This is a genomic window from Trebonia sp. (assembly GCF_030042015.1).
Lineage (GTDB): Bacteria > Actinomycetota > Actinomycetes > Streptosporangiales > Streptosporangiaceae > Trebonia.
In genome coordinates, this window is sequence record NZ_JASIAL010000335.1 from 1 (window position 1) to 12,223 (window position 12,223).

Annotated in this window: 10 protein-coding genes; 8 read left to right on the top strand and 2 right to left on the bottom strand. The window is 70.9% G+C overall.

Going from position 1 to position 12,223, the window contains the following annotated elements:
• The first annotated feature begins 109 nt into the window (after window positions 1–109).
• Together Q1N79_RS18015 and Q1N79_RS18020 are read left to right on the top strand one after the other, a co-directional pair.
• On the top strand, window positions 110–643 hold the full coding sequence (locus tag Q1N79_RS18015) for an adenine phosphoribosyltransferase (protein ID WP_300610362.1): 534 nt from the start codon (window positions 110–112) through the stop codon (window positions 641–643).
• 327 nt (window positions 644–970) lie between these two features.
• Window positions 971–3,286: a bifunctional (p)ppGpp synthetase/guanosine-3',5'-bis(diphosphate) 3'-pyrophosphohydrolase gene (locus Q1N79_RS18020; protein ID WP_300610381.1), complete on the top strand. Its 2,316-nt coding sequence runs from the start codon at window positions 971–973 to the stop codon at window positions 3,284–3,286.
• A gap of 14 nt (window positions 3,287–3,300) precedes the next feature.
• Here Q1N79_RS18020 and Q1N79_RS18025 read toward each other — a convergent pair whose 3' ends face one another.
• Both Q1N79_RS18025 and Q1N79_RS18030 read right to left on the bottom strand, forming a co-directional pair.
• Window positions 3,301–4,539 (bottom strand): DUF349 domain-containing protein, encoded by a 1,239-nt coding sequence (locus Q1N79_RS18025; RefSeq protein WP_300610364.1) that lies wholly within the window; start codon window positions 4,537–4,539, stop codon window positions 3,301–3,303.
• A 58-nt stretch (window positions 4,540–4,597) separates the two neighbouring features.
• Window positions 4,598–5,476 carry a peptidylprolyl isomerase gene (locus Q1N79_RS18030; RefSeq protein ID WP_300610366.1) on the bottom strand — a complete coding sequence of 293 codons (879 nt, stop codon included), beginning with the start codon at window positions 5,474–5,476 and terminating at the stop codon, window positions 4,598–4,600.
• 165 nt (window positions 5,477–5,641) lie between these two features.
• Between Q1N79_RS18030 and Q1N79_RS18035 the strand changes: the two genes are divergently transcribed.
• The 6 genes from Q1N79_RS18035 to Q1N79_RS18060 all read left to right on the top strand — a co-directional run.
• On the top strand, window positions 5,642–6,391 hold the full coding sequence (locus tag Q1N79_RS18035) for an MBL fold metallo-hydrolase (RefSeq protein ID WP_300610368.1): 750 nt from the start codon (window positions 5,642–5,644) through the stop codon (window positions 6,389–6,391).
• A gap of 2 nt (window positions 6,392–6,393) precedes the next feature.
• Complete coding sequence (gene hisS / locus Q1N79_RS18040; RefSeq protein WP_367185093.1) at window positions 6,394–7,659, top strand: histidine--tRNA ligase; 1,266 nt, start codon at window positions 6,394–6,396, stop codon at window positions 7,657–7,659.
• On the top strand, window positions 7,656–9,401 hold the full coding sequence (gene aspS, locus Q1N79_RS18045; protein ID WP_300610372.1) for an aspartate--tRNA ligase: 1,746 nt from the start codon (window positions 7,656–7,658) through the stop codon (window positions 9,399–9,401). Before hisS ends, aspS begins: the two co-directional genes overlap by 4 nt.
• A gap of 110 nt (window positions 9,402–9,511) precedes the next feature.
• Window positions 9,512–10,519, top strand: a complete 1,008-nt coding sequence (locus Q1N79_RS18050; protein ID WP_300610374.1) for a type IV toxin-antitoxin system AbiEi family antitoxin domain-containing protein — start codon at window positions 9,512–9,514, stop codon at window positions 10,517–10,519.
• 9 nt (window positions 10,520–10,528) lie between these two features.
• A complete protein-coding gene (locus Q1N79_RS18055; protein ID WP_300610376.1) occupies window positions 10,529–11,884 on the top strand; it encodes a replication-associated recombination protein A in 1,356 nt (451 codons plus the stop codon).
• A gap of 31 nt (window positions 11,885–11,915) precedes the next feature.
• A partial coding sequence (locus tag Q1N79_RS18060) for a DUF948 domain-containing protein (RefSeq protein ID WP_300610378.1) occupies window positions 11,916–12,223 on the top strand: 308 nt, incomplete at its 3' end.

Genomic DNA, 12,223 nt, shown 5'->3' on the forward strand with positions numbered 1-12,223 from the left:
CGGCGGGTCGGGGACGGGCCGCGGCCGGCCACAAGCCGGCAGCAGCCGCGCCGCGGCGGCAGCGCCCAGCGCCGCCCTGGCGCCAGGAAGAAGAGGCGGTAGCGCTGCGGTGGCCCAGGCGCAGACAATCATCGCGAACCTGATCACGTCGCACATCCGCGACGTGCCCGACTACCCGCAGCCGGGCGTGCTGTTCAAGGACATCACCCCGCTGCTCGGCGAGCCGGCGGCGTTCATCGCCGTCGTCGACGCCCTGGCGGACTCCTTCGGCCCGGTGGACAAGGTGGCCGGCATCGAGGCGCGCGGGTTCATCCTCGCGGCCCCGGTGGCGTACCGGACCGGGGCCGGGTTCGTGCCGGTGCGCAAGAAGGGCAAGCTGCCCTCGGCGACGTTCGCCCAGGAGTACCAGCTCGAGTACGGCAGCGCGACCCTGGAGGTGCACCAGGACGCGTTCCTGCCAGGGGAGCGGGTGCTGATCGTGGACGACGTGCTGGCCACCGGCGGTACCGCGCGGGCCACGGCCAGCCTCATCGGGCAGTCGGGCGCCGAGGTCGCGGGGATCTCGGTGCTGATGGAGCTGTCGTTCCTTGGCGGTCGCTCCGTCCTCTCCGGCCTGGACGTGCGAGCGCTCCTCACTGTCTGAGACCGTGCGGAATGTCTGGTGTCTGCCCCGGAGTTCACACTAGTAAGTAGACTGATGGCTCGGCAGATGCGAGGAGCGCGAGTGGCCGGTGATGTGATCACAACCGCCACGGCCGGCGCCGAGGCTGCCCGGATCGGGGATACGGTGGAGCTTCGCGACGAGGCCCACGGCGACACGGACCAGGCGACGGCGACCGCGCCGCTGCCCGGCGTGCCCGCGCGCCAGGAGCCCGCCGGGCAGGAGCCATCCGACCGCCCTGAGCGCCCTGACGGCCCCGAGCGCCCTGACGGCCCCGAGCGCGGCGAGCGCGCCGAGCGCAAGGAGCCGGTGTCGCCAGCGCAGCCGCAGCAAGCCCCGCCAGGCGTCGGCGTCCGCCGCCGCCTCGCGAGGCTCGGAGCCCAGCGGGGGTCCGGTGTGAACCCTGTACTCGAACCGCTCATCAAGACCATCCGTGCCACGCACCCCAAGGCTGACGTCCGGATGGTAGAGCGTGCCTATGAGGTGGCGGCCTACTGGCACAGGGACCAGAAGCGCAAGAGCGGCGACCCGTACATCACGCACCCGCTCGCGGTCGCGACGATCCTCGCCGAGCTCGGCCTGAACACCGAGACGATCTGCGCGGCGCTGCTGCACGACACCGTCGAGGACACCCCGTACACGCTCGTGGAGCTGCGCGGCGAATTCGGCGAGGACGTCGCCGCGCTCGTGGACGGCGTGACCAAGCTGGACAAGGTCAAGTACGGCGACTCCGCCGAGTCAGAGACCGTGCGCAAGATGGTCGTCGCGATGTCGCGGGACATCCGGGTGCTGGTGATCAAGCTCGCCGACCGGCTGCACAACATGCGGACGCTGCGCCACGTGTCGCGGGAGAGGCAGGAGCGCAAGTCCCTCGAGACGCTGGAGATCTTCGCCCCGCTCGCGCACCGGCTGGGCATGAACACGATCAAGTGGGAGCTTGAGGATCTCGCCTTCGCCACGCTGTACCCCAAGCGGTACGACGAGATCGCCAGGCTGGTCTTGCAGCGGGCGCCGCGCCGGGACGTGTTCTTGCAGGAGGTCATCGCCGACCTGTACGAGGACATGCGGGACGCGAAGATCAAGGGCACGGTGACCGGCCGCCCGAAGCACTACTACTCGATCTACCAGAAGATGATCGCCCACGGCGTCGGCTTCGACGACATCTACGACCTGGTCGGCATCAGGGTCCTGGTCGACTCGGTGCGGGACTGCTACGCGACGCTCGGCACGATCCACGCGCGCTGGAACCCGGTCCCCGGCCGGTTCAAGGACTACATCGCGATGCCGAAGTTCAACATGTACCAGTCGCTGCACACGACGGTCATCGGCCCTGGCGGCAAGCCCGTCGAGCTGCAGATCCGCACCTGGGACATGCACAAGCGGGCCGAGTACGGCGTGGCGGCGCACTGGAAGTACAAGGAGGAGATGTTCTCAGGCGCCGGCCGCGGCAGCAAAGACGGCAAGGCCGCAGGCGGGGCGAGGAAGGGCAACGACGAGACCACGGAGATGTCCTGGCTGCGCCAGCTCGTCGACTGGCAGCGCGAGACCGAGGACCCCGAGGAGTTCCTCGACTCGCTGCGGTTCGACCTGGCGGGCAACGAGGTCTACGTGTTCACCCCGCGCGGCGAGGTGATCGCGCTGCCGCAGGATGCCACCCCGGTCGACTTCGCCTACGCGATCCACACCGAGGTCGGGCACCGGTGCATCGGTGCCCGCGTGAACGGCCGGCTGGTGGCGCTTGAGTCCACGCTCGACAACGGCGACACCGTGGAGATCTTCACGTCCAAGGCGCAGGAGGCCGGGCCGAACAGGGACTGGCTCAACTTCGTCAAGAGCGCCCGCGCCCGCAACAAGATTCGCGGCTGGTTCTCCAAGGAGCGCCGCGAAGCGGCCGTGGAGGCAGGCAAGGACCAGATCGCCAAGGTCATGCGCAAGCAGGAGCTGCCGCTGCAGCGCCTGATGAGCGCGGACACGCTGCTGACGCTGGCCAGGGAGCTGCGCTACCCGGACCTGTCCGGGCTGTACGCGGCGGTCGGCGAGGGCCGCATCAGCGCCCAGTCGGTGGTGGCCAAGCTGGTGCACCTGGTCGGCCGGCTGGCCGGCGCGGAGGAGGACCTCGCCGAGGCCACCACCCCGGCGCGGGTGGCGCGGGCGGCGCGGTCGCAGACCGCCACCGACTCCGGCGTGGAGGTCGAGGGCGTGACGGACGTCTGGGTGCGGCTATCCAAGTGCTGCACGCCGGTGCCCGGCGACCAGATCCAGGGGTTCGTCACCCACGGCCACGGCGTTTCTGTGCACCGGGTGGACTGCGTGAACCTCGCCCACCTCACCGAGACCCAGAAGGAGCGGACGGTCACGGTGCACTGGGCGCCGTCCGACGCCTCGATTTTCCTTGTCGCCATCCAGGTGGAGGCGCTGGACAGGACCAGGCTGCTGTCCGACGTGACCAGGGTGCTCTCCGACCATCACGTCAACATCCTGTCGGCGTCGGTGACCACAACGCGGGACCGGGTGGCGATCAGCCGGTTCAGCTTCGAGATGGGCGATCCCAAGCACCTGGGCGACCTGCTGCGCGCGGTCCGCGGCGTGGACGGCGTCTACGACGTCTACCGCATGACCAACTGAGCGGGAGCCAGGCCTCAGCTGGTGAACTCCGCCAGCGTTCGCTCGGCCTCCTCCAGCCAGGACCGCCGTGCCGCCAGCGCCTCGGAGGTCTTGCGGATACCGGCCGTGTCCCCGCGCTCGCGGGCCCGCGACAGCTGCGCTTCCAGCGACGAGATCGCCGAACGCAGCTGCGCCACCGTCCCCTCGGCGCGCGCCAGCGCCTCGGGGTTCGAGCGCCGCCACTGGGTTTCCTCCGCCCGCCGGATCGTCTCCTCCACCCGGCGCAGCCCGGCCTCGAGCTGCTCCCGCGACTCGCGCGGCACCGGGCCGGCCTGCTCCCAGCGCTCCTGGATGGACCGCAGCGCGGCCCGCGCGGCCCGCAGGTCGCTGACCGGCAGCAGCGCCTGCGCCTCCGCGAGCAGCTGCTCTTTTACCGAGGCGTGCGAGCGCAGTTCGCTTTCCTTGGCGGCGAACACCTCGGTCCGTGCGGCGAAGAACTTGTCCTGGGCGTCGCGGAACCGCTTCCACAGGTCGGCCTCGGCGTCGCGCCCGGCGCGGCCCGCTTCCTTCCACTGGCGCATCAGCTCGCGGTAGGCGCTGGTGGTCTGGCCCCAGTCGGTCGAGGACGACAGCGCCTCGGCCTCCTCGACCAGCTTCTCCTTGCGGGCCCGCACCGCGTCCCGCTCCGCCTCAAGCGAGGCGAAGTAGGACTTGCGCCGCTTGGTGAACGCGTTGCGCGCCGCGGACAGCCGCTTCCACAGCACCGCCTCGACGGCGCGGTCGGCGTGTGGCGCGGCCTTCCACTCCTCGAGCAGCTCGGCCATCCGCTCGCCGCTGGCCTTCCAGTGCGTGGCCTCGGCGGCGATCCGCTCGGCCTCCTCGACGATCCGCTCCTTGACCTCGCGGGCCTCGCTGCGCGCGTGCTCGCGGGCGGCCTTGACCTCCTCGCGGCGCTGGTCGACCGCGGTCGTCAGCGCCTCCAGGCGCGTCCGCAGCCCGTCCAGGTCGCCGAGCGCGTTGGCCTCCCCGACGCTGTGCAGCAGCCGCTGCACGGTCGACTGAGCCTGGGCGGGGGCGATCTCGGTCGCGGCGATCCGCTGCTCGATGAGCGCGACCTCGGTCTCCAGCGACAGGAATTTGCGCCGGAAGAACACGAGCGCCTCTTCCGGGCTCCCCGCCGCCCACGAGCCGATCACCCGCTCGCCATCGGCGGTACGCACGTAGACCGTCCCGTCGGCGTCTACCCGACCCCAGGGATCGTTGGCGGTGGTCACGGGCGAACCTCCTGGTTCTCTGCCGCCCCAGTCATGAGGGCGATGTGTGGTGCTTTGCTCAGGTCTTCTTCTTGATCGTCACGCTCTCGATGATGACCTTCTCCTTAGGCGCGCCGCCGCCTACGTCGGCATAGGTACACGTAGTTCCCGCTGCCGCCACTTTCTGCAGGATATCCAGGCCCGAGGTAATTGTCCCGAACGGGGTGTAATCGGGCTCTAGGTCACTGGCCTTGAACACAAGGAAGAACTGGCTGCCATTGGAGTCCGCCGCACCGGTGTTGGCCATCGCGACCGTTCCAGCCTTGTACGTCGCCCCCGTCAGGTTTTCGCTGGCGAATTCGTACCCGGGCGTGCCGCTGCCAGGCGCGTTAGCCGCCTCCGAGCAGGTCAGCTTCGTGGTGGCCTTCGCAAGCGGGTCCCCGCACTGCAGCATGTAAATCTCGTCGCTGTCGCTCACCCGGTGGCACTGGCTGTCATTCCAGAAGCCGGCCTCGGCCAGGTGGACGAACGAGTTGACCGTGCAGGTCGCCTTCGAGTTCAGCAGGTCGATATCGATTTTCCCGCGGTTGGTGTTGATCGTCGCGGTGTAGGAGGCCGTGTAGTCCGGCGTGGCCGGCGGCAGGCTGACCTTCTTGGCGGCGGTCCCGGCCTTGGTGTAGGTACAGTGGTGCGCGGGCTCGGCGATCGTCGACGCCGTCGGGGTGGCCGACGGCGAGGCGGACTTCGACCCGGTAGCCTTAGCCGACGCGGACGCCTTAGGCGACCCGCCGCCCACGAACGCCACCGATAGGCCTATGGCCAGCCCGAGGACGAGGGCCACGGCGAGCCCGATCCCGGTCCACTGGCGGACCTTGTTCCGCCGCTGCAGGTGCTGTTGGCGCCTGCGCTCATAACGCTCGCGAGCGCGCCTGCGGTCCCGCTCCTTCTTGCCCGCCACGGATCTTGACCTCCACTATCCGACCTGTCTGGCGATTACACAGGTAACGTCCGCCTTTGGTGACGTAACCGCACGATCGTTCGCGAATCGTACCTGGCCACCATGAGAAGCGGTACTGTCGTTATCGGTTCGCTGCACTGTCTGCCGAGTCGGTAGCCTGTCTGCGTGCTAGTCACTGGGTTTCCCGCGGGTGTGTTCGCCGCCAACTGCTACCTGGTCGCGCCGGCCCCCGGCGAGCAGTGCGTGATCGTCGACCCGGGGCAGGACGCCGAGGGCCAGATCGGGGAACTTCTCGCCCGCTACCGGCTGAAGCCTATCGCGGTGCTCCTGACGCACGGTCACATAGATCATGTGTGGTCGGTCGCACCGGTCTGCGGCGCCAGGGGCATACCCGCCTACGTTCACCCGGACGACCGCGCGCTGCTCGCCGACCCGGCCAAGGGCCTGGCGCTGTCCGTCGGCCAGCAGCTGTTCGGCGGGATCACGTTCACCGAGCCCGACGACGTGCGGGAACTCGCCGACGGCGAGACGCTGACCCTGGGCGGCTGCGAGTTCACCGTGGGCCACGTCCCCGGCCACACGCCCGGCTCGGTAACCTTCCGCATCGGCGCCCCCCCCGACCACCCCGGCCGCGCATCCGCCCCCGCCGCCGCCCCCGCCGCCCCCGCCGCCCCCATCCGCGCCGATAACAGCAACACGCTGTTCAGCGGCGACCTGCTGTTCGCCGGCTCGATCGGCCGCACCGACCTGCCAGGCGGCGACGACAACGCGATGCTGCGCAGCCTCGCGCGGACCCTCACGCTGCCAGACGACACGCTCGTGCTGCCCGGGCACGGCCCGCAGACCACCATCGGCGCCGAGCGCAGGACCAATCCCTTCCTCACCGGACTTCAGCCAGCCCGAAGGGGGCTTTGACCGTGTCTTTCCAGGCCCCCAAGGGGGTCTCAGAATACGTGCCGCCGCGCAGCGCCACACTCGAGGCGGCCCGCGAGGCGTTCGCCGGCTCGGCGCGCCTCGCGTGCTACGGCTACCTGGAGACGGCGGTGTTCGAGGACACCGCGCTGTTCGTCCGCGGGGTCGGCGAGTCAAGCGACGTGGTGCGCAAGGAGATGTACTCCTTCGAAGACCGCGGCGGGCGCGAGCTGACGCTGCGCCCCGAGTTCACCGCGGGCGTGGTCCGCTCGGTGCTCGAGCACAACCTGCACAAGGGCGCGCTGCCGGTGAAGGTGTGGACGGCCGGGCCGGCGTTCCGCTACGAGCGCCCGCAGTCCGGCCGGTACCGGCAGTTCTACCAGTTCGACCTTGAGGCGATCGGGACCGAGGACCCGGCCGTGGACGCCGAGACGATCGCGGTCGCCTGGGACGCCTACGCCGCGCTCGGCATCACCCGGCTGACGCTGCTGCTCAACTCCCTCGGCGACAAGGTGTGCCGCCCCGTCTACCGCGAGGCGCTGCAGAAGTTCCTGCGCGCGCTCGACCTGGACGCCGAGACCAGGGAGCGGATCGAGCTGAACCCGCTGCGGGTGCTCGACGACAAGCGGCCGCAGGTGCGCGCGCAGCTGGCGAACGCCCCGGTGATGACCGACTACCTGTGCGAGGCCTGCGCCGCGCACCACGAGGTGGTCCGCGGCCTGCTCACCGGCCTGGGCATCCCGTTCACGGACGCGCCGCGCCTGGTCCGCGGCCTCGACTACTACAACCGGACGACGTACGAGTTCGACCACGCGCTGCTCGGCGCCCAGTCCGGCGTCGGCGGCGGCGGCAGGTACGACGGGCTTTCTGAGGACATCGGCGGGCCGCCGCTGCCTGGCATCGGGTTCGCGGTCGGCCTTGACCGCATCGTGCTGGCCATCGAGTCCGAACGAGGCGCGGCCGCTGCCCACCCGGGCACCGGCTGCCAGGTGTTCGGCGTGCCGCTCGGCGAGCGAACTCACCGGGACGTGCTGACCCTGGTCACCGCGCTGCGCCGGGCCGGGGTGCGGGCCGACATGGCGTTCGGCACGCGGGCGCTGAAGGGCGCGATGAGAGCCGCCGACCACTCCGGCGCCCGGTACGCGGCGCTGATCGGGGAGGCGGAGAGAAGCCACGGCACCGTTCGGATGAAAGATCTTGAAAACGGCGAGCAGCGCGACGTGCCGGCGAGCGAGGCTACGGCGTGGCTGATTGAGAGGTTGTCATCGTGATCAGGACGCATGAGGCCGGGACCCTGCGCGCCGAGCACGCGGGGGAGCAGGTCGTACTGGCGGGCTGGGTGGCGCGGCGGCGCGACCACGGCGGCGTGGTGTTCGTCGACCTGCGGGACGCCAGCGGCATCGTGCAGATCGTGTGGCGCGGCGAGGAGGCGACCGCCCACGAGCTGCGGGCGGAGTTCTGCATCCGGGTGACCGGCGAGGTGCGGGTGCGCCCGGCCGGCAACGAGAACCCCGAGCTCGCCACCGGCGCGGTCGAGGTGGACGCGCAGACCGTGGAGGTGCTCAGCGAGGCGGACCCGCTGCCGTTCCCCGTCGAGGGCGACGCCGACGTCAGCGAGGACGTCCGGATCAGGTACCGCTACCTGGACATCAGGCGCGAGGAGACCGCGCGGGCGCTGCGCGTCCGCTCCCAGGCGGCCTACCTGCTCGGCGACGTGATGCGCGACCACCGGTTCGTGAACGTCGAGACGCCGTACCTGACCCGGTCGACGCCCGAAGGCGCCCGCGACTTCCTCGTCCCGGTCCGGCTGCGCCCCGGCAACTGGTACGCGCTGCCGCAGTCGCCGCAGCTGTTCAAGCAGCTGCTGATGGTCGGCGGGCTCGAGCGGTATTACCAGCTCGCGCGCTGCTTCCGCGACGAGGACTTCCGCAAGGACCGGCAGCCGGAGTTCACCCAGATCGACCTGGAGATGTCGTTCGTGACCCGCGAGGACGTGATCGCGGTCGCCGAGGACATCGTGGTCACCTTGTGGGAGCAGCTCGCCGGCTACCGGGTGCCGCGGCCGCTGCCGCGGATGACATACGCCGACGCGATGGCCAGGTACGGCTCGGACAAGCCGGACCTGCGGTTCGCCGTCGAGCTGACCGACCTGACCAAGCACTTCGCCGGCACGGAGTTCCGGGTGTTCCAGGCGCCGTACGTGGGCGCGGTCGTGATGCCGGGCGGGGCGTCGCAGACCCGGCGCGAGCTTGACGGGTGGCAGGACTGGGCCAAGTCGCGCGGCGCCCGCGGCCTGGCCTACGTGCTGATCGGCGGCGACGGCTCCGTCGGCGGGCCCGTGGCGAAGAACCTGTCCGACGCCGAGCGCGCCGGCCTGGCGGCGGCCGTGGGCGCGACGCCGGGGGATGCCGTGTTCTTCGCGGCGGGCGCCGCCGCGGCGTCCCAGGAGCTGCTCGGCGCGGCGCGGCTGGAGATCGGCCGCCGCTGCGGCCTCGTCGACGAGTCCGCGTGGTCGTTCCTTTGGGTTGTCGACGCGCCGATGTTCGAGGAGACCGACGAGGGCGGCTGGACGCCGGTGCACCACCCGTTCACCGCCCCGCTGCCCGAATGGGCCGACAAGTTCGCCGACCAGCCCGGTGCGGCGCTGGCGGACGCCTACGACATCGTGTGCAACGGATACGAGATCGGCGGCGGGTCGATCCGTATCCACCGCCCGGCGATGCAGCAGGCCGTCTTCGACGTGATCGGGCTGTCGCCGCAGGAGGCGCGGTCGCAGTTCGGGTTCCTCCTTGACGCGTTCAAGTACGGGCCGCCGCCGCACGGCGGCATAGCCTTCGGCTGGGACCGCGTGGTGATGCTGCTCGCGGGCGCGGAGACGATCCGCGACGTGATCGCCTTCCCCAAGGCCGCCAGCGGCGCCGACCCGCTGACCGGCGCCCCCACCCCGATAACCCCCGCCCAGCGCCGGGAAGCCGGCATAGACGCCAAGCCCGCCCCCCCGCCCGGCGCCTGAGCCACCCTCCGCAGACAACGGGAAAGATCCTCGGACCTGGGGGTCGGAGGATCTTTCCCGTTAATCGATCAGAGCCGGTTTTGTCGGTACCGCCACGCATGCTAAGAGGCGTGGACGTCCCCTTTGAGGTACTCCTGAGGTACCAGGCAGGAGTTGTTACGCGGGCCCAGGCCCACAGGTCGGGTCTGTCGGACGGCGCGATCGACCACCGGGTCGCGACAGGGCGATGGCAGCGCGTCTACCCTGGCGTGTACGTCACGTTCAGCGGCCCGGTGTCCCGCGAGGCCCGGTTGTGGGCGGCGGTGCTGTACGCCGGCCCGGACGCGGTGCTTAGCCACGAGACCGCGGCCGAACTCCAGCGGCTCCTCGACAAGCCCGCACCGTTGGTCCACCTCTCGGTGCCGCGCACCCGTCGAGTTGCCCCATATGAGGGCCTGAGGATCTCCACATCGCGGCGCACGGTCGTCGGCCAGCGCTTCCCGCCCGGCGTCCTGCCGCAGACACTCGTCGACGACACCCTGCTTGACCTCATCGACAAGGCCGGGACGTTCGACGAGGTGTGCGCGCTGGTCACCCGCGCGTTCGGCAGGCGGCTGACCGGCGAGGGAAGGCTCCGCGCGACCGCGCGGCTGCGCGGGCGGCTGCGCTGGCGAAGCGACGTGGACGCGCTCATCACCGAGGCGGCGCACGGCACGCACTCGCTGCTTGAGTACCACTACGACCGTGACGTCGAGAAAGCTCACGGCCTCCCCAAGGCGGCGCGTCAGACGCCCTACACCAAGCTGGACGGCAGCAAAGGCTTCCGTGACCGCTGTTACCAGGACTACGGGGTGCTCGTCGAACTCGACGGCGCGTCCACGCACCCGCAAGAGGACCGGTGGACCGACCGCGAGCGTGACAACCACGCGGCCACCCTGCGCAAGCAGACTCTGCGATTCGGCTGGAAGCACGTCAGGCACCAGACCTGCGAGACCGCGGCCATGACCGCCGCCGTGCTGGCGAACCACGGCTGGCGGGGATCCCCGCAGCCGTGCTCTGCTGACTGCGCCGCCACCCGGCGCCGGACGGCAGCGCCGCAGCATAACGAGCATGACTATGAGAGGCTTCCTGCGCAGTAGGCTCAGTTCGTGGACAGTTTGTTCGATGAGGCGGAGGAACGCGCGACCAGGCAGGCCGCGCCGCTCGCCGTCCGGATGCGGCCGCGGACGCTGGATGAGGTGGTCGGCCAGCCGCACCTGACCGCCGCGGGCACGGCGTTCCGCAAGCTCATCGACAACGACGCGCCGATGTCGCTGCTGCTGTGGGGCCCGCCTGGCACCGGCAAGACCACGCTCGCGTACGTGGTCAGCCAAGTCACGAGCAGGAAGTTCACCGAGCTTTCCGCGGTGACCGCGGGCGTGAAGGACGTGCGCGCGGCGGTCGACGCGGCCAGGCGCGAGCTCGGCCTGTCCGGCAGGCAGACCCTGCTGTTCATCGACGAGGTGCACCGGTTCAGCAAGACCCAGCAGGACGCGCTGCTGCCTGCCGTCGAGAACCGCTGGGTGAGCTTCATCGGCGCCACCACGGAGAACCCGTCGTTCTCCGTGGTCTCCCCGCTGCTGTCGCGCTCGCTGCTGCTGACCCTGCTGCCCCTTTCCGATGACGACATCCGCGAGCTGGTCACCCGCGCCCTCGCCGACGAGCGCGGCCTGGCCGGGAACGTCACGCTCGCGGACGACGCCCGAGAGCACCTGGTCCGGCTCGCCGGCGGCGACGGGCGGCGGGCGCTCTCCTACCTGGAGGCGGCCGCCCTCGGCTCGGCGGCCATCGACACCCAGGCCCTGGAGCGCGCCGTCGACCGGGCCGCGGTCCGCTACGACCGTGACGGGGACCAGCACTACGACGTGATCAGCGCGTTCATCAAGTCGATCAGGGGCAGCGACGCGGACGCCGCGCTGCACTACCTCGCGCGGATGATCGAGGCGGGGGAGGACCCGCGGTTCATCGCCAGGCGGCTGATCGTGCACGCGAGCGAGGACATCGGGATGGCCGACCCGACCGCGCTGCAGACGGCCGTCGCGGCCGCCCACGCGGTCGAGTTCGTCGGCCTGCCAGAGGCGCGGATCAACCTGGCGCAGGCGGTGATCCACCTGTCGCTGGCACCGAAGTCCAACGCCGTGGTCAAGGCGATCGGCGCCGCCCAGGCGGACGTGCGGGCCGGACTGATCGGGGCGGTGCCAGCGCACCTGCGCGACGCGCACTACGCTGGGGCCAAGCGCCTCGGGCACGGCGACGGGTACGTGTACCCGCACGACCTGCCCGAGGGCATCGCGGCGCAGCAGTACGCGCCCGACGTGGTGACTGGCCGTACTTACTACGAGCCCACTGACCACGGCATGGAAAACCGCTTTTCCGAACGGTCCCGGCTGATTCGCGAGATCCTGCGTGCTGAATCAGGTGGCGGGCCCGGCGGTGGCGATGCCAGCGAAGGGGACGGGGAATGACCACGGGGCCAGACGTCGCGGGAGAGCCAGCATGAGCCTGACCGGTGTCGCCGCGCTGATCGCGGCGGTGAGTTTCGCCGTGCTCGCCGGCGCGGGGGTGTACCTGGCCGTGCGCCTGACGCGGGTGCTCGGCGACGCGGCCACGCTGGTGCGCGAGACGCGCGCAGGCCAGCAGGCGGTGCTCGCCCGCGCCAACGCGGCGGTCGACCGGGCGAACGCGCAGCTCGACCGCGGCGACGCGGTGATGGCCAGCATGGACGAGCTCGGCGCGGGGGTAGCCGAGCTCGCCGGGCAGGTCGGCGCGCTCGCCGGCCTGGGCCGGGCGCTGGCCGCCGGGCC